Origin of the sequence: Citrobacter sp. C13 (assembly GCF_014596815.2) — a bacterium.
GTDB lineage: Bacteria > Pseudomonadota > Gammaproteobacteria > Enterobacterales > Enterobacteriaceae > Citrobacter > Citrobacter portucalensis.
Window position 1 is genome coordinate 17,288 of record NZ_CP115026.1, and the last position, 17,548, is coordinate 34,835.

21 protein-coding genes and 1 tRNA gene are annotated in these 17,548 nt (G+C 48.9%); 2 read left to right on the top strand and 20 right to left on the bottom strand.

The features are described from left to right. Positions 1-77 precede the first annotated feature (77 nt). Together IB222_RS25120 and IB222_RS25125 are read right to left on the bottom strand one after the other, a co-directional pair. Positions 78-2,450, bottom strand: coding sequence for a porphyrin biosynthesis protein (locus IB222_RS25120; RefSeq protein ID WP_149384931.1), 2,373 nt, complete (start codon positions 2,448-2,450; stop codon positions 78-80). A 109-nt stretch (positions 2,451-2,559) separates the two neighbouring features. Beyond that, positions 2,560-2,772 carry a hypothetical protein gene (locus IB222_RS25125; RefSeq protein WP_004110118.1) on the bottom strand — a complete coding sequence of 71 codons (213 nt, stop codon included), beginning with the start codon at positions 2,770-2,772 and terminating at the stop codon, positions 2,560-2,562. A gap of 264 nt (positions 2,773-3,036) precedes the next feature. On the opposite strand from IB222_RS25125, the gene IB222_RS25130 reads away from it, so the two are divergent. Continuing rightward, positions 3,037-3,423: a transcriptional regulator gene (locus tag IB222_RS25130; protein ID WP_000224608.1), complete on the top strand. Its 387-nt coding sequence runs from the start codon at positions 3,037-3,039 to the stop codon at positions 3,421-3,423. Here the strand turns inward: IB222_RS25130 and IB222_RS25135 are convergent. From IB222_RS25135 to phoH, 7 genes are all read right to left on the bottom strand, one after another. Then, complete coding sequence (locus tag IB222_RS25135; protein WP_149384932.1) at positions 3,415-4,521, bottom strand: site-specific integrase; 1,107 nt, start codon at positions 4,519-4,521, stop codon at positions 3,415-3,417. The genes IB222_RS25130 and IB222_RS25135 overlap by 9 nt on opposite strands. A 173-nt stretch (positions 4,522-4,694) precedes the next feature. After that, positions 4,695-5,105 carry a type II toxin-antitoxin system YafO family toxin gene (locus IB222_RS25140; protein WP_042863510.1) on the bottom strand — a complete coding sequence of 137 codons (411 nt, stop codon included), beginning with the start codon at positions 5,103-5,105 and terminating at the stop codon, positions 4,695-4,697. Between the two features lie 9 nt (positions 5,106-5,114). After that, a complete protein-coding gene (locus IB222_RS25145; RefSeq protein ID WP_165501434.1) occupies positions 5,115-5,723 on the bottom strand; it encodes a hypothetical protein in 609 nt (202 codons plus the stop codon). A gap of 95 nt (positions 5,724-5,818) precedes the next feature. Beyond that, positions 5,819-6,064 (bottom strand): GrxA family glutaredoxin, encoded by a 246-nt coding sequence (locus IB222_RS25150; RefSeq protein ID WP_130715031.1) that lies wholly within the window; start codon positions 6,062-6,064, stop codon positions 5,819-5,821. Beyond that, positions 6,064-6,423 (bottom strand): Gp49 family protein, encoded by a 360-nt coding sequence (locus IB222_RS25155; RefSeq protein WP_130715032.1) that lies wholly within the window; start codon positions 6,421-6,423, stop codon positions 6,064-6,066. Before IB222_RS25155 ends, IB222_RS25150 begins: the two co-directional genes overlap by 1 nt. Before the next feature lie 15 nt (positions 6,424-6,438). Beyond that, complete coding sequence (locus IB222_RS25160) at positions 6,439-6,642, bottom strand: hypothetical protein (RefSeq protein ID WP_149384933.1); 204 nt, start codon at positions 6,640-6,642, stop codon at positions 6,439-6,441. Between the two features lie 9 nt (positions 6,643-6,651). Continuing rightward, a complete protein-coding gene (gene phoH, locus IB222_RS25165; protein WP_149384934.1) occupies positions 6,652-7,425 on the bottom strand; it encodes a phosphate starvation-inducible protein PhoH in 774 nt (257 codons plus the stop codon). A 240-nt stretch (positions 7,426-7,665) separates the two neighbouring features. Here phoH and IB222_RS25170 point away from each other — a divergent pair, with 240 nt between their 5' ends. After that, complete coding sequence (locus tag IB222_RS25170; RefSeq protein WP_059306398.1) at positions 7,666-9,255, top strand: hypothetical protein; 1,590 nt, start codon at positions 7,666-7,668, stop codon at positions 9,253-9,255. Between the two features lie 292 nt (positions 9,256-9,547). Here IB222_RS25170 and IB222_RS25175 read toward each other — a convergent pair. The 11 genes from IB222_RS25175 to IB222_RS25225 all read right to left on the bottom strand — a co-directional run bounded on the left by IB222_RS25175 (position 9,548) and on the right by IB222_RS25225 (position 17,387). Beyond that, a tRNA-Asn gene (locus IB222_RS25175) sits at positions 9,548-9,622 on the bottom strand. Positions 9,623-10,370: 748 nt separating this feature from the next. Further along, the gene (locus IB222_RS25180) at positions 10,371-10,676 is read right to left on the bottom strand and encodes a C-type natriuretic protein (RefSeq protein ID WP_149384935.1); all 306 of its coding nucleotides are present in this window, start codon (positions 10,674-10,676) and stop codon (positions 10,371-10,373) included. Then, positions 10,673-10,825 (bottom strand): hypothetical protein, encoded by a 153-nt coding sequence (locus tag IB222_RS25185; RefSeq protein ID WP_000613550.1) that lies wholly within the window; start codon positions 10,823-10,825, stop codon positions 10,673-10,675. Before IB222_RS25185 ends, IB222_RS25180 begins: the two co-directional genes overlap by 4 nt. After that, positions 10,825-11,037, bottom strand: a complete 213-nt coding sequence (locus IB222_RS25190) for a hypothetical protein (RefSeq protein ID WP_004110177.1) — start codon at positions 11,035-11,037, stop codon at positions 10,825-10,827. The genes IB222_RS25185 and IB222_RS25190 overlap by 1 nt, the downstream gene beginning before the upstream one ends. Beyond that, positions 11,021-11,197: a hypothetical protein gene (locus IB222_RS25195; protein WP_149384936.1), complete on the bottom strand. Its 177-nt coding sequence runs from the start codon at positions 11,195-11,197 to the stop codon at positions 11,021-11,023. Before IB222_RS25195 ends, IB222_RS25190 begins: the two co-directional genes overlap by 17 nt. Continuing rightward, on the bottom strand, positions 11,197-12,519 hold the full coding sequence (locus tag IB222_RS25200; RefSeq protein ID WP_149384937.1) for a DNA ligase: 1,323 nt from the start codon (positions 12,517-12,519) through the stop codon (positions 11,197-11,199). Before IB222_RS25200 ends, IB222_RS25195 begins: the two co-directional genes overlap by 1 nt. Before the next feature lie 34 nt (positions 12,520-12,553). Then, a complete protein-coding gene (locus IB222_RS25205; RefSeq protein WP_072105575.1) occupies positions 12,554-13,030 on the bottom strand; it encodes a hypothetical protein in 477 nt (158 codons plus the stop codon). An 80-nt stretch (positions 13,031-13,110) separates the two neighbouring features. Then, positions 13,111-13,905 (bottom strand): hypothetical protein, encoded by a 795-nt coding sequence (locus IB222_RS25210; protein ID WP_004110185.1) that lies wholly within the window; start codon positions 13,903-13,905, stop codon positions 13,111-13,113. 80 nt (positions 13,906-13,985) lie between these two features. Continuing rightward, positions 13,986-15,101, bottom strand: a complete 1,116-nt coding sequence (locus IB222_RS25215; RefSeq protein ID WP_188055401.1) for a DNA primase — start codon at positions 15,099-15,101, stop codon at positions 13,986-13,988. Positions 15,102-15,260: 159 nt separating this feature from the next. Then, entirely contained in the window at positions 15,261-16,601 is a 1,341-nt protein-coding gene (locus tag IB222_RS25220; protein WP_149384939.1) for a DnaB-like helicase C-terminal domain-containing protein, read from the bottom strand. Between the two features lie 60 nt (positions 16,602-16,661). Next, entirely contained in the window at positions 16,662-17,387 is a 726-nt protein-coding gene (locus tag IB222_RS25225; RefSeq protein ID WP_006812583.1) for a hypothetical protein, read from the bottom strand. Positions 17,388-17,548 lie beyond the last annotated feature (161 nt).

Sequence of the window (17,548 nt, forward strand, 5' to 3'; positions counted from 1 at the left end):
GTCGTTCGTGGGGTATATCTTATATAAATATATTAGGCTGTATAGTAAGTGATTACTTATTTTTACGGGTAAAGATATTACCCAAGAATGATACGAGATAGCTCAGTGACGACTGACGGCCCTAACTCTTCTACGCTGTTTACCAATGCGTAATTTTTGTAGTAACGCCGTGGTGCGTCGGTCAGAACGCCGATAGCCATCAAATCGATGTCACTCAACGTCTCAATTTCTTTGGTGACGGTTCGCAAATGCTGATGGAACCCATCGCCTGCAGCACATGGCGCCCCGTCGCTCATAACCAGCATGATCTTCTTGTCCTCCATTCGCCCCGCAAACAGAGTCGCCAGCTGCGCGACGCTCTCACCATCGACGTTATTGAGCAGGGGGAACGTCTCACACACGCAGCCCATGCGGGCGCGGATCTCTGGAGAGTTAGCTTTCTCATTCCAGTTTTTGATAATGGGCAGCATTAGCGCCTCGAAGCGAGTAAACCCGCGCTTCGACATGGTTTCATAATCTGGGCTACCAAACGTGGTAAAGCCGGTGATGATGTTAGGCACATTGATACGATCCAGAGCATCCGCAATGGTGTAGGCGCTTGCGAGTGCCAGCTGAATCTTCCTGCCGCCCATTGAGCCGGACAAGTCGATCACCTGCTGGACGCACGCGTTCACCGCTCTGTGGTCTTCTTTCTTGCGGAACACGCGGTCGTCGTTCATTGCCAGACGATACAGGTTCGCGCCATGTATCCGCCCACGTCTCTGGCCTGGGATCAACTGAACTCGGTTGCGGCTGGCGATAGCTCGCTCCAGGTCTTTGGCCAGAGTCGAAGAAACGCCTGCTGACAGATGTTTTTCGATTTTCAGTTCAAAGAGCTTTCTGCCTTCCGGAACCATGCGGTAGCGATCGACCGGTGAGTGCATTGGGATTGCGCCGAACGTCTTTCTGGTGCGCTTTACATGCTCTTCAGCCTCATCAATCAACCCGATAAAGTCGTATGAACGATCGTATGGGCGATACTCAGAAAGTGAGGTGCTCATAAGCTCTTTGCTGATGGTGGCCGACAGTGCGTCTTCGGTCATTTCGCCTGTTCCGTCTTCCATCTCGTCGAGCGCCTTGAGTGCGTCCTCCAGAGTCATTTCATCCGGAGCAGGAACAAAGCCTGATTCACTGTCTTCAGGCGCTTCCGCGGCATCCTCATTTTCTTTACCTTCGCCGTCTGTGTGATCGGCGGCGTCATCTTCCTCTTCGCCTTCTCCTTCGGACTCCCCGTGACCAGCATCAGAGTCTTCGCCGTCATCACTATCACCATCGCCATCGCCAGCGGCGCCAGAGCCATAACCATCGGAGTCATCGGCGTCATCGCGAATGCCATCACCAGGCGTTGGAGAACCAGTGTCATCACTACCACCTTCGTCATCAGAATCACCTGATTCCATGCCGGCATCATCGGATTCTGGGGTGTCTCCTGATTCCTCTTCGCCTGCTTCTGTATATTTACTTTCTGTATCACTAATTTCTTTATCTTCTGTAGGTGAGTCCTTATCTACTGATTCAGGCAAATCAGAATCCCCAGACTCTTCCTCTTCTGAGGCATCATCTTCTTGCTCTTCCTTGTCGTCGTCTTCGCCTTTGGTACGCTTTGGCGCTGATTCACTATGAGTCGGTTCATCACCGGCTTCTGGGGTTTCCTCTGACTCGTCCTCACTCTTCGACGGCTTCCTAGCAGACGATTTCAGTTCTGGTAATTTGCCCTCTGGCTTGTCTTTCATATCCTGCATGATTTGGGCGATAGCAGCTGCGACCTTCACACAGTCTTCTGTGTTCGACATATTGCGAACGGCCACGTCGATCCCATGCTCTTTGAGCAAGGCTACAGGCTTATCGATGAGGTGCCAGTGTTCTTCCATAAAGTCGATGAAAGGGCTTTGGCCATCCCAGGCGCGGACGACCGGGCAAAGGAAGAATTTCAGGAACAATTCACGCTGGTTGCCGTGGCAGATTGAAACCGCCTCTGACACTTTGCCCTTGAAGTATTTGTCGATCACCAGGTTATGTGTGGCCAGCAAATTGCGACGAGTTCCGTTGAATACCTGTCCCATTCTGCGTTCAATAAAAACGTCTTCCAGCGCGTTCCAAAGCCCGGTAGACGGAGCCTTTCCTTTCTCGCGCATCTTCATTGCGACTTTCGGATCAGTAAAGAGGATATGGGCTACCTCATGGTCGAGAAAACCACGCACTGCGTTCATGAGGGTTGGCGATGCGTCGTCAGGTATAGATGGGATATTTACCAGCACTGGTTCGCCGCGCCGGTTGTAGCGGACATATGCTTCATTGCCTCGCTCTGCAACAGGTATCTGTTTACCTGAAAGCATCGCTACAACTCGTTTTACGCAGTCGCGGAAGTCCTGTACCTCTTTCAGCACAGATCTGGTCATGGCTTTGGACATGAGAATTTCCTTGTTATTAAAACAATTTGTTTTCTGATGTGCGTAATTTATCACTGTACGAACAGGCGACTAAGCTGTTCGTACAGGCTTCTATCGGCAGGAATGTGTTTTAAATGGTTCTCACGGCAAGAGAGCCGCAACCAGTATTGATGAGAGTGAAATGTTTATTTTTTAGCTCAAAAGTGAAAACCGTCGTATCAACCATCTCCACGGGAAGCTCTTCGGATTCCAATTCCGTCAGGATCGTCGCCACGCCATCCAGTCCAATCGCATACGCGTGTCCAACCTCAAGGGCGGTCAATTTAGAAGTTATATTTTTCATTTCATATCATCCAACTGAACACATTTGAAAGTTTGTCAATACTACTACCTATTGTATCAATATGGAATGAGTCTATATCAGATACGTATTACTTTTGCCTGTAAGCTAATAGTGACAAATTGCCTAAAAAACATAGTATAATAGCGGTGTCCCAGGGGATTAGTACCTATCGAAATTAAATAGATAAGTCTTTACAACCCTGGCCTTTGCTGTAATATCAGTAAGCACTTACCAGAGATAAACAAAACACGCAAGGTTTACTACATGGCTACCAACGAAACAGAGATCAAACAAGGTCGCTACGCAGCTTATATTGACTCGTTAATCACAATCTCGCCTAAAAGTCAGGCCACCATTGCCAAAGAGGTTGGGTACAAGAACGCCAACAATCTCTCCCTCATTAAAAGCGGCAAAATCCCGCTGCCGGTAGATAAAGTTCGAGCTTTAGCTAAAGCGCTAGATGCAGACCCGGTTCGACTGATGCTGATGGTTCTGGAAGAACGCCACCCTGAGTTGCTCGAATTTTTTCGCGAAGAGGGAACTGCGCCTCTCTCCGCTGATGAAAAACTTGTTCTAGAAGCGTTCCGTAACCGTTTTAACGGTCAGCAGGGCGCATCAGAAAAGGTGGTCGAGGCCATCAAGTCACTGTGAGAAATTTACACGAATAAGCTCGGTGGCTAGACGATCTCCCTTGAATTTGTGGTCTATCTCGTCTAAGTCTGTTTGATTAACGATAGATGCGATGTACGCTGAGAAGTTGTTCAAGGCGTCTCGCATCTCATCCATATAATCGTGGCGATCATAGACGCGATCTATCCCTTCAAGACTGTGGTTCATAATCTTACGAGCCACCTCCTGGTTAATCCCTAGAGCAGGGAAATAACTACGCGCTGTACGTCTCAGATCGCGTGGGGTGAATGACTCAACCTCCATCAACTCAGGTCGTTCCAGTATCCTTCTCAGTGCCTGGGCAATGGCCACCTTAGACATTGGCGTATCCACGCCCTTCTTCTTATTCGAAGGAACGAGCCACTGGCTGTCTTTCCCGTACTCAAACAACTCTTCCACGCATTTGCGCATTAATGGGCTTAACGGCAGCGCGTGCTGTCTGGCCGATTTGTTACGCGTACCTTGATTCCATACATCACGTTGAAGGTTGAACTCATCCTTTCTGGCTCGGAGCACTTCATCGGGGCGTCTGGCAGCGACAAGACAGAGCCTGGCCGCCCACTTTGTGCCTTCGCACACATTGAAGTAATCCCAGACGTTCCAGAATACCCAGACCTCGGCGTCGGTCAGCTTACGTTCGCGCGGTACTGGCTTTGCGCCACCGGCAACTCTGTTGAGCGACATATCATTCAACGGTGATGTATCAATCAGCCCCTGAAAGGCGCACCAGCTCAGGAACTGTTTCATCAGGGAGAACACACGTCTGCCCTGGACGATCTTGCCTTCCAGTATCAGCGGGTTCACCAGCTGGTTAACCAAGACCCTACTTATATCACTTACCTTTACTTCAGAGATATGCGGCATTACATGTATCAAAACACAATGAACAGCTATTTCAGGTCGCCGCCTCGTTATCAGTAAAGATAAGCGAGTGAATAACATGAAGGCGGAAGAAAACGACATGTCTCCGTCGAATTTGGCGGTCGACATTGCCGACAAACCGGAAGCGCGTTCGAGGTACTCGATGGCTTCCCGAGAGGTGTTTTCTGCTGCGCGTGCTTTATCAAAGGTGTTTTTCATCGTCCACTCACTGAGTGAAGCCCTTTTACTGTATGTATAAACAGTATATTAGGCATAAGTTTCTGTATGATCAACCATAAAATAGCCTGTTTTGTACAATGATTCCATACTTACTAGGTATGGAATCATTAAAGGGCGGAAATTTAAATTCTGAGGTTTTATTAGCGTGATTGTCACGGATTAGTGAGCGCTTGAAATGCAGCGGCGTATGCAGCGATATCGGCCATAATTTTTGGATCTTTCGCATACTGATGTGCGTTGTTAGGGAAGATTGCCAATAGGCTATACACATCTTGGAAATGTGCATGTTGACTGTAAACGAGTGCGCGGTCGCTTGTGCAATTGAATCTGTTGCGGCTGCTGGTTCGTTCTTGCTTCGTGAACAAGAGATGAACGTGATAAACGCGGGAGGACACGATAGCACCCGGAGCCGTATACGGGCCATCTTTGCCGAATACGGCTGGGCACATGCCTTGTTTAAGCGACGTGAAATCGTCGAGTAACGTGATCTTTAAGTCAGGCTTTATATCGAAGGTCGGCTGTAAAAATTGGGCGTAACTATCACTGTTCCATGTGACCTTCATCGTTCAACCTCAATGGAATGAGAAGTTGGCGAAGACGTCCTCATCAATGAGGCCAGTCTGCGATTCGATGACGTCTACGTCGTTAAAACACTGATTTAAAATCAATAGCAGATCAGAGATAGCCAAACGATACTCAGTTACAGAATCGCTCAGGCGCTTCAAGTATGGATGAGGTTGCTCAGAGTCACGAATCAACTTGTTAACGAATCCCTCCAAACCACGAATGGTCAGGTCAACGTTCTTCAGTTCTTCGTAACGGCTTTCACCGAAGCTGCTGCGAATCTTTTCCGCTTTCCATCCAGAGATGGCATTAGCCAGGCGAACGTGTTTCGCCGTCAATTCTGCGAGCTTGCTTTCGATCTCTGCCAGCTGTGCGGCATCGCCGTTCTCCTGAACAGGGATACCTGCGGTTCTCACATAGGTTTGTTCTTTGAATCCTGCGAATTTTGCAGAGTGCTTCACCGTGCCACGGAAGCGTCGATATCCAAGCGGCTCAATAAAGACACGCCCAGATTTAGCTTTAGGCTTTGCATTTGAAAAGCGCGAAGCGTTAGAGGTCACAGTAGCAAGGGCATTGCTAATGACACTCATATCTTCCAGGCAATTTTCTAAACGCATAAAACCTCTTAACTACTCAATGGCTCGTAACTAAGTGTACGCTGTGTTGATGAAAGCGACAAATAATAAACGGCCCCAAAAGGAGCCGTATTGTATTACAGAGTGCTCGCAAAAGCAGCAAATTCTGTATAGCCGCCGATAGGTTCACCATTTACGAACACCTGCGGTATGGTTTCCACCGGCTTGCCAACCAGGTCGCTTAACTTCTCTTTGTCGATCCCGGCAGACACAATATCGATGTATTCGTAATCACCAAAGTCGTGGCCGTGCAGCTGCTTCGCCAGCTCGACCGCACGTTTGCAGTATGAGCAATTATCCCGTCCGTAGATAACGACCTTCATCACTTCACCTCGTGCAGCTGCTGCTTGAGAAGATAGCCTTCCAGGGGCCAGATTTTGGCAATCGCGTTCTGGCGTGCAATTTTACGTCCGATCTCCGGATCAAAGTTCTCCGGGCTGGCGCACGCAGACTCGCCGGTTACGGTGTAGCCGTTCTCCAGCACAAGAACGCAGAAGGTCAGCAGTTCGAGCGGGGCCGGTTCAGGCTCTTCCTGCTTCAGCCACAACGGTGAGCTGCGATATCCGTCCGCGCCGGTAAAGTAAAACTCGCCTGAGATAACAGCTTCAATGCGTTCCGGGGTAACACGCGCGGCCGTTTTGCCTTTGGCCACAATCTCTTTTTCGATATCCATATCGGTCATTTTGGTTTCCTTACGTTAAAACTGAGCGATCCGGGCACGAATAATCAGGTCATACGCCTTCATCGTGTCCAGCTGCTTAATGAGGATGATGCGGTCGACATACAGCAGGCGAGCAAACTCGTCGCCGGCAATGTATGCCTCCAGTTCTTTTATGCGGCTACACAGTTCTTCGTGTTCATCCATGACACGTTTCTGGTGTGGCAGGTACTCTTTGGTCATTGGCTTTCCTTACTGATAGGCTTCCAGTGCGACTTTGCATAGCTCAGAACGCACGCAGTCTTCGGTCGCAAACTCAATAAGGCCAACATGGGAGGAAGGTTTAAAACGCTCCAGTGCATCTTCCAGACCAGACTTAACATTGCCTGGCAGGTCGCATTGCGTCACATCTCCGTTCACAATGACGGTTACGTTCTCGCCCATACGGGTCAGGAACATTTTCATTTGTGACGCTGTAACGTTTTGCGCCTCATCCAGAATGACTACAGCGTTCTCGAATGTGCGCCCACGCATGTAAGCGAAGGGGGCAATTTCTACTTTGGCCACCTCTGGCTTTAAGCAATATTCAAGGAACGAGCCACCCAAACGCTTCTGTAGCACGTCATAGACGGGCCGGAAGAACGGAGCGAACTTCTCGCTCATGTCGCCCGGAAGGAAGCCCAGATCTTCTTCTGCTTGCAATACCGGACGCGTCACGATGATCTTCCCGACTTCCTTATCCAGCAGACGCTGCGCTGCGACGGCAGCTGCCAGGTACGTTTTGCCGCAGCCAGCTTCGCCTGTGGCGAACGTTAGCGTTTTGGTATCGAGGGAGATGAGATAGTGGGCCTGGGCCTCGTTTCGCGCTTCGAGAGGAGAGTTGTCGCGCTTCGGTTTCGGAGGCAGAGCAGGGGCGGCAGCCAGTTCGTCAACAATGATTGTGTCAATTTCGTAGCCGTGGATGCGTGGTTTTGACTTCAGAGCCTGACGAACTGCGCGACGCGTCTGTTTACGTTTGTTTCCCATATTGAGTCCTTTCAAGTGAGTAACTGAAAGTACTATACATTAGAAACACAAAAAAGATAAGTGTGTACCTACCTATCAGAATGACTTCAACAAAGTTTTTTACGGTATTAAAGGGGGAAAATAAAGTTTTTTTAGTTATTATAGGATAGGCGCTTTGCTTCAATCATGACTACTATGAAGCGGTCATGTGATACAGTTTAAGCTTGCCAGTGCGTCTACTAAAGGAATACTGAAATTATTATGACGATACCAGCCAAAATAGATACCACTAATTTACTCACTATACTTGGAGTGATCGCTGCCGTATGGGCAATAATTACTCCTACCAGCAGACTGCGATTTCGTTTTTGTATGACTCGGTGGGACCTACTAATCATTGGGCTGATTTTTATACTAGCTAATTATTTGGTTTTTGCACCTGCATTAAGACAAGTTGGACTGTATTACAGTTTCGGACCGTGGATATGGGGATTGGATAGTTCGAGTGCAGTATATCTATTGTTTCTCTTGGCTGCCTCATATCTTTTCATTCGGCTAAAATCGCCAACATTAAATCGAGGTAAAATAACACTATTTCTTGAGCTAATTGAGAGTTTACATCTTACCAAAAAATATGATGAGTTAGTATTGTTAGTTGAGCCTCAGTTAGACGAAATAATATCCCTTGCTAATGGAAAACCGAACCTTATTGTTCAATGGATTGATAAGCTATATGGCGGCTCCGATCGAAATGCGTTATTGAATGGAGAAGAACCCAAAGAACGAAATGTCTTGGTGAAAGGTCTATATTCCCTACTAAGTCCTTTGCGTGAAAAGCTATCATCAAATTATGAAGCCAGTGATAAAGCCCGAGAGGTTTTGCTGAATATACTAACTTCTCCTGATCTTACAAGGCATCTTTCACTTGCATATCCTCATTTTTGTTTGAGGCTTATTGGTGCTGATGAGGTCGTTCGTTCTGATTTCATTGATAGATTTATTAATTCGCTGCTTGACTCACCTGGTAGTCGTCTTTATGTAGAACTTAAAAATAACCAAAATACATGTACTGGAGGACGTCTTGCGATACCTGAAACCAACCGCTTGCTTCACTTTTTCTTTGCCGACTCAGTGTATGCAAGTAAAAGTGGCATATATAGAGCTATAGGTGAATCTGTTTGCTGGCGTTTAGATGAAGACAGTAAGTTATCAGAAATACTAAACAAGCCCCTTGGCTCTTACCGTGAGCAAAGTAGATTTAGTTGTCCTATTAATTCTGGAATAACAATGTTCGAAATTATGGTGCATCAAGGTATTCATCAAAGATTGCAAGATCATCTTTGGCTGCATTATTTCAAACACTTTGCTGAAAAAATATTATATCAAATGAAAGTTCAGAGTATTGACTCAATCGCAGAACATCAAACACCATATCACTATCTTCTATGTCGCCTATTCGGTATTGCTATAGATTGGGCAGAACAAAGTTCATATATAAAAACAGTTAATAATTCTAAGGAGGATAGTAGGTATATCCCTAAGGAAGCGACGAAAGTATTAGGCTCTATGTTAGAGCATGTTATTCCTAGCCTGAAATTGAAGGGGTACTCAAAAGTATCCATATTACAGATGGTTGTCACCTGTTACACCAGGCTCGAAGAAAGGCAGATTAATGATATAGGTGAGGCATTATTGATACACACAACAACGGGGGAATTTAACTCTACAAGTTTAACATATCGTAGGAAGCTTCTATCGATATTCAAACGAATGGACCCTTACTTACAGGGAAATGCAAAAAAATTCAGAGAAAAGATAGAATTGGCTATTCAAATTAAACTTAACAGGTAATGGTTTAATTAAGCAGAGGAGCAAGGTCCTCGATTATGACATTGGTGTTATTAAATGAAATTGACTAACTTTGTCTTTTTTTTCAAGTAATATTGTTCTTTTTTGCTAATCTTACAAAAGGGGCCGAAGCCCCTTTAATTATTTGCGCTGAAAAAAGTGTTGCTACGATGCTAAGAAGCAATGGTTAAGAACGTCTGCCGTGTCTATCACAGCGCTGAACGGTCTGGCGACATTTTGCGGAGTCTTTCCGTTCGGACGGTGGTGGCGAACTCCAAACCGTTCAGCGCTATGTTGGCGATGGTGGGTGGACTCGAACCACCGACCAGTTGATTAACAGTCAACCGCTCTACCACTGAGCTACACCATCATTTTCGCGGCGGTACTTGTTCATGGACAACCAGGCAACCAAGAACTTTCCCGCAACTTGCACTTTACGTTAGTGCCAGACGAGGCTTATGGCTCGCTCACATAGAGCGAAGATCTGGAATCCTTCTCGGCGGTTGACGGCCGCCAGATTCTTCGATCTTATTGGATGTATGGAATCATCCATGTTGTGAAACCAGGGGCTACATAGGCAACAATGATTTCACCAGAGGGTTAAAGAATCCTGCTTTCACAACGTTGAGGCCACTGAACCGATTTATGTTCGACCCAACATATTGATCAGTCACTACAGCTCTGTGGAATCACCTGTATGATTAAAATAAAAACAGTGACCTCAACGTTGTGCGCTGGCTAACCAAGCCAGCCGGGTTACGTCGCCGCTTTTAACCCAAGATCAAACGACATAAGTAATGGAAATGACGTAACAGGATGGACGGTCAGCTGGCTGAAACCGGGATGATGGAATGGAATGAGGAAAACCAACCGCCCATCCTGTTACTTCATCGAATAGGGCATGGGTGGTGCAACATGCCCTATCCTGCGTTCTGCAATCACACTCGCTCAGTGTGTCCCATTTTGGTGACGAGGCTGGAAACTGACCTCGCTGGTGTTTGGCTTCTTAGGCTACTGCCAGGTACGTATCTTCGTTTGCAGTTATATTTAACGTTCAAACAGTCGCGTCTCAACGAAAACAAGTGAATCTTATACATATAAGATAGGTAAGTAAATACTTATTTTTCTGTAACTCGTTCAGTTGCTATCTTTTTGATCAAACTCACCTTCTGTTCCGGCGTTCTCGTGATGATGGCCGTAAAACGCTTCGCTTGAATAGTGATAGTTTCGTTCTCATTCAGTTCGCCGTAGTGAGTCTCCAGCAGAGAACCCAGGCGCCACAGACCGTCGTCTATGCGTTTATGGCTGGCAAATCTGATCAGCAGTAGCTTTACGATTAACTGACCAATGTAAAAGGCATATCCGACGCCGGCCGCCACAAGGTAGGTTGCCAGCCACCAGTCGAAAGAGGTCAAATTGCTCATTTCTGCACTCCCGTCTCGTGAACAACCCGATACAGACGCTTACCGATGCGAAGCGTTTTGGTTTTCAGTTCCTGCCTGACCAGGTCGCGACAGATACTGAAGCCGAGGGCCACGCCCCCAGCAAAAGATAATAGGATGTATGGAATCATCAGAACGCCCCCGCCTCAGTCAATTGCTGCAAGAGTGAGTGTCCTTTTTCAGTGAGCTGATAATTCTCCACACATCCCTTTGGCGAAACGTTAGCGACAAGATTCATACGTTCCAGTTTGGCGCGGGTCTTTGGCTTCCAGTTGGCGTAGAACTCTTTCCACTGGCTGATTTCACGCAGAGTTTCTTTCTCCCGTTTACTTAACATGATCATCCTTAATCTCCTTCAGTGTGTACGTGATATCTACAATGCGGTAAATGCGGCCGCGCCTCTGCATGACACCGGCTTTTACGTAATCGTTGATGCAGCTGGACATAACCAGACTGCCGATAACAATGCCGACGACCAAAAATACCATCATCCAGCCGAGCATCAGTCTTTATCTCCAATACGATCTTCGATATCTCGCAGGCATTTCGGCCACTTCAGACGTGGGTGGCGTAAGCTACCGTCTGGCGTTTTCTCATGGCAGTGAACCTCGACGATGCGTCCACGATACTTCTCCTGATTGTTCCAGATCTCATCCAGGTACTTATGCTTAATACCGCTGGCACGAACGATGACGCCGTTCTCCAGACGAATCACTATCTTGCCCAGCGTATGCGCAAAGCCAGAGTCCGGGTCGCCTGGCTCGAAGTCGATGATTTCACCGTCTTCGGAATCCTCGTCTTTCAGCTTCCACCAGCTGCGGGTGCGTTTGAACTCGTAAACAGAATCCGGATCTTTGCCCATCTCCCCCTCTTCGTTCTCGTCCAGGCGCTTCATAAAGCGTTCGATAAAGTCTTCATGGCTATGGATGATGTAGAACGGATGCAGGTGGATATCTTGCGCGTAATCTTCCCCGCAAGTGTTGCGGAATAACGCCACCAGCATAGCCAGGCGCTCTTTCAGCTTCATGCCGGTCTTCAGGTACTCTTTGCTTTTTGCCTGAGCACGCCACTCCGGTAAGAAGAAATCGAAGATGTGGTAAACGGCACCAATGGCTGTCACGTTCTTCTTGCGAAGCGCCGACACGGACTGGTTGAACGTACCTGCAGTACCCTCACCATCGAAAAAGATGTGCTTGAAACCGGAGAGTCTGCCTCGCTCCAGCATGGCCGGTTTAAGGTGATCGAGTGACGTAATCGGATTGCCGGTACGCGTCAGGAAGTTCACCTCTTCCTCGTCAACGATGACTTCGCAGATAACCCGGAGACCATCGAGTTTGAGGCTGCCGATCATTGGCCACTTGGCCTTTGGATTTGGTTTAAATGGGTATTTGTCGCCTTTCTCCTTGTACGGAGACGCCAGCTGTACCTCAAACTTCGGAATTGGGTTTTCGAACACCTTGTTGCACAGACTGATACCGACACCGGCTTTCGGATCTTTCAGCAGGAAGCGACGAAACACGTCCTGCCCGTCAGCGCACATTGAGGCAACGAGTGATTCGACAGCAGTAACGGCCGCGTTCCCGGTCAGTTCGCGCGCCGCCAGCTTCTCCAGCAGCTCGACTACCTTCTGGTCGCTGTGTACGGAAGTATCGAGTGGCTCGGCCACTTTGTACTTCTTCACACCGAATCGAATGAATGGGTTGAGCATTAGCGAGATCATGCTCTGCTCAAATTCATCAAGGTTGGCCAGTGCCTCTTTCTTGGCGTTGGTTCCCATCGTTTTTATGGCATCCAGCTTGTGCTTTAGGGCGATCAGTTTTTCCATTAGTGTTTAACCTCCATCGGTCGCTCGGGAGTTTTCATGTGTTTTCTTTGGTTGCTTCTTCAATGAGTGCCGCGTACACATCAGTGACGGGCGCCAGTGAATCGGTGGACGTGGTTTCGGGTTTGGCTGGTTCTGTTTTCTTCGTGCGTTTAACCAGACTGTTAATCGTCATGGTGTTGCGCTTCCGGGTGAGCGTTCTGGCATGGTCGTTTTGCTCTTCCACTTCTTTGATAAGCGCAGTCATATCGATGAAGTAGAGCTGTTCGCCTTTGCGGATCTCTTCGACCATCATCTTCAGCGCCTGGCATTTTCCAGCAGCAATGGCCGCAGCGCAGGACTGGAACGATGTAGCCGGGAGACGCTTCTCTTTGTAGGCGAGGATGGTGTGCTGGCAGACTGTATAGCTGCAATGGGCCTCATGGCCGTTGATCTTCACTTCCGGGCAGCGCAGCGAATAACCGTTGTTTCCGGAGATAGACGGGATTTTCGACAAATCTGTTCTTGTGGAGATGCTTCTAACCATAGTCGTGTACTTACTTATTGAGCGCAGTTTAAAAAAGCCCCACCAGGGGCTAAATGGTTTATCGAGGCTTACCAGGTCGCCCAGCCAGTCATTTTGTCCTGAGCGGCTTCGAACCGGTATGGCTCCAATAAATCGTTGGCATGGTGGACGGCGTAGGATTTTGCCTCCTGTTTAATCATCGGCAGCTCGTTGGCCAGGCGTGCCACCTGCCCTGCAAAACTGGCGAGTACACCGTCACATGCTTGACCCGCGTCGACAATGATGCGCACCAGGTCTAAGTCGCTGCGGCACATATCGCAGATGATGCCGTATTCCACCTCACGAATGCGCTCAACGGCTTTTTTGGTATCACCACTGACCACCAACTCCAGCAAACCAGGTGGTGTTGTCAGATCTGTAACGCGTTCGGTAACTTCAGGCAGTTCGACAATGCTCAGGAACGCCGCGATGGACGGGTCATCATCTACACTGGCTCTGCCTTTGATCGCGCGAAGAGTCGCGTCGACAATATCCTCAAACCGTTCACCTTCATCGCACACCGCCTGATTGGTGTAGACAACGCGGCCGTCGTACCATGCACCGGCGCGTACTTCTATCGTTGCATCTTTCATCTCGCGAGTGAACGTGACGAGTGCCGCGCGTTTCTGCTTAACACCAGGCAGCTCCGGGGACTCTCCAAAACGAACCCAGACCTGCATGTACTTCGAGCCTTCCGCAAGAGGTGCGGTACTAACAGACGTGGCGATGTGTTCCAGCGCAGTTTGGATCGCCTCATCGATAATGTTCTGGCGCTCTCCTGTATCAATTTCTACGCTTGATTTGTCGATAATTTCGGTAACGGACTTCTGAATATCTGCTTTCATAAAGGTTCCTCAATTCCTTCTTCGCGCATATTCTTACAGAAAAATAAGTATGTATCTACTTATCATTAGCGGCGTGCAATTTATACAAGAGCTTTAATGCCGAGTACCTTGCTTTGTAGCTCCAACTGTCTGGAGTACGGCTTGGCACGATAATAGGCTTTGAGGATCTGCTCTGGCGTCGCGTCGCCAGGGTCGAGACCTTCCTCGCCCAGACAGGCCACTTTGACATTTAGTCCGATGCTGGTGAGACGTTTGGCCGCCGACATGGTGTTGCGGATCGCTTGCTTTTCGCTGTCCCACATCATGATGACGTTGCGTAATCCACGCGCCTTGAGCGTCAGGAACGCGCCTAACTGATCTTCAGCGTCCTCATTCATATTTCCGGACAAGTGCATCCCGAACGTGCCAATTGGCTCTACATAATCCCGCAGCGTCTCTTCGTCGAAGATGGCTCGCTTCACGCCCATTACGTCAAATGCCCCTTCACACACAACGACCGTTTGTTTTCCGACTGCATTGTGGCCGTTGTAGAGAAACTTACCCGACGCCGGCAGCTGCATCGGAAAGAGGTAACGGCGTTCTGCTGCACCGGTAATGTCACGCCCCTGGAAGGTCTTCATCACGCCATCCAGATCGTAAACCGGTATCAGGATGCGCATATCAAACACCTGCCCTTTGACCTGGTCTGTGTACGGATCGACGTATGCGTGCTTGCCTTCGACGCAGTAACGCAGATCAAAATATTTGGCCAGATCCGGGGAGATATGGCGCTCCACCAGATAATCAGGAATACGACCGTCAATGGGGAGTTCGTAATGTCGCGGGAGAGCTACTGGCCCTTCGAGTTCAACCTTGCTGGCCAGCACGATCTCTTCCTTCTTCGGCGCCCATCCTTGTGAGATCAGCGCGTTCTGGACGTACTCTTCAAAATCACGACGGGATTTTCCGCTGTAGTGCTTGAGGAAGACCAGCTTGTTGAACTGAATCTCTTCGGGATGATCACCAGCAAAGCATTTGCCGACGCCATTGGTCAGATTGAAATAAACCTTCCAGTTCGAGCTGCCGCATACCGGGCACTCTTTGATGTTGACCTCTCGTCCACGCGTACTGACGCCACCACGACGGTAGATGATTCCTTCCATATCGAGCCATTGCTCAAAATCCAGCTCGGTCAGTAATTCTTTCAAGTCGCTCACGTTCTTAATCCTACTTTTTGCAGGTAATATCTTGATAAGCCTCGGTATTTGAATACCATAAAGGCTCATGTGTTTTTTCTTTTGTGGCTTTGGCAAAAGAGAAAATTTGTTCTCTTATGGAGACCGGCGTGGAGAGCGTTTCTCCACGCCTTCTTTTTTTTAGAGGACGTCCATAATGCGTTCGATGAATCGCATTTGTTCGAGGTTCTGCTTAACGCGGATGCTTACGCCGCCTTTCTGGTTACGTGAACCAGCGAAGTACAGACGCGCTTCGCCTTTCGCTTCTTCCTCTTCCGTTTTGTTGATCGTGATAACGAGGTCAGCGATACGCACCTTCTCGATGTTGTCCGCTGCGTGCATCATTGTGGCCACCTCTGAAGCACCACCTTCCCTGTTAGTCTGCGATGCAGTGATGCCGGCAACGTTGTGTTTGTCGTACAGCGCACGCAGGTCAGTGTAGATGCTGCGAATGTTGGCGCGGTCGTCGCGGAGGTCGTAGCTGGCACGCATCAGGTCAGCGTAGTCGACCACGACCATGTCGGGGATCATGCCATTGGCTTTCATGCTGCCCAACATACGATCCAGATCTGCAGGCGACATGCTTCCGGACGGTCGTTCAACAATCCACAAGCTCCCCACGCCTTTCGTCGCGCCCAGCTCTGCCAGTTTGCGATGGACGTCGTCGCGGCGCTCCACCAGCCTGGACATTTCGGTCTCAGACAGACGTGCGTCAAAGCGATCTGACAGAATGGAGGTGTGAACTTCCAGCGACAGATACAGGACGTTGTAACCGGCAAGCGTGGCGTTGATGGAGAACTCACCCATCGCCGTCGATTTACCAGACTTCGCGAAGCCCATGAACAGCACCATTTCACGCTTTGCCCAGCCTTTCTGGTAAAGCAGCTTGTCGAGCAGCGGTAGACCCGTTGTGATGCTGTTTGGCACGTAATCGTCGGACGCCTCATACTCACGCGCCTTGTAACGCTCTGCTGATTCAGAGAAGTAATCGTAAATGCCGGTCGCTTCGTTAGAGCCGATTTGCTGGACTTTGGCCATGATTGCCATCGCGCCCTGGAAATCGCCCTTCTCTTTCATCTCAGCCGCTTTAATCAGCGCGTCGTCGAACGCTACGCTTTTGGCAAACGTCGCGACCTGGTCGACCATATACGCCGTGTCTGACAGCTTCTCAGCGAGAATCCGCTTAAACGCCTCAACGACGTCGGGGAACAGCTCTTCGCGGATCGTCTTATCGCGTTTGGCGCGTTTGAGCATGTCGAGGATGGCCGACGATGACGGTGCGCTCTTATACATTCTGTAGTAGCCCGACACCATGTTCACCAGAATGGCGTTGGCCGCATTGGAGAACTGGTTTGGCGCAACCAGATCACCCGCGCGAGTCAGAAACTCATGGTCGCGACAGAAGTAGGCTGCGAGTCGATTCTGGAAGTCGTCGTCGAACTCTTCAGACAACCCTCGTCCTGTGTGGCAAAGTTCGGTCATGTGCTTTCCTTTGGTGCTTAAACAATTTGTTTTCTAATACTAAAAAAGCCAAATAGGGGATCAACAGAATCGCCGTGCTTCTTCCAGTTCTTCCGGGAAGTGCGCGTAAATCACACGCTCAGGCACGATTTCCATCAACCAGACAGCGGAGAAGATGATACGGACGCGTTTGTCTCGGGTAATGCCACGCAGACGCTCCAGAACCCACTCAAAATAGCGTTCTTGAATCGGGTCGTGCTGCATGTCTCCCAGATGCTTAAAACTCACCAGAGAGTCATCCAGACGGGTTACAGCGCGTTTGGCTAACTTCTCTTCGAATATCTCGATCAGCTCGGGCTGCCAGAGATGCTGGGGGCGAGGTAATTTGTCCCACAGACGGCGTGCAGCTGCGGAAAGAACGGTGGAAATGAAGTAGTCATAAGAGCAGCAGTACTGGTCGGCAAACTGGCGTGCTTTCCAGAGAGATGTTTTGTTGGCCGTCGACAGCTCCTGATACGGCACACGTTTCAAACCGGTAGTGAATTGGGCCGTCTCATAGTGTTCGCGGCCATGCGACAGCATGATGTATGAGTACTGGCGCTTGTATGCCTCAGTGAAGAGGCATGTGGCCATAAGCGGGTGCATGTCGCGGTAATCAAACCACTTTGTCTCGAACAGCTCCGCCTCATCCTTGCAGCGTGACAGCCCAATATTCTCGGCCACCCACTTGTCCATGACTGTGGTGTCCCACTCGGTCATGAAGTCGTACTGGTCGTTGTTAATAGTGTTAAAGAAGATCTGGCTCATGTGCCCCGCCGATAGGTAGTTACTTACTTATCATAATGGGCGAATCATAGCGACTGGAGACAGTTTTTGGAAGTGGTAACAGAAGGGAATGTGTCTGGGAAGTCAGCAAAGAAAGACCTGCTTCCGTATAAATAATAATAAGTAACTTAGTATTTATATAT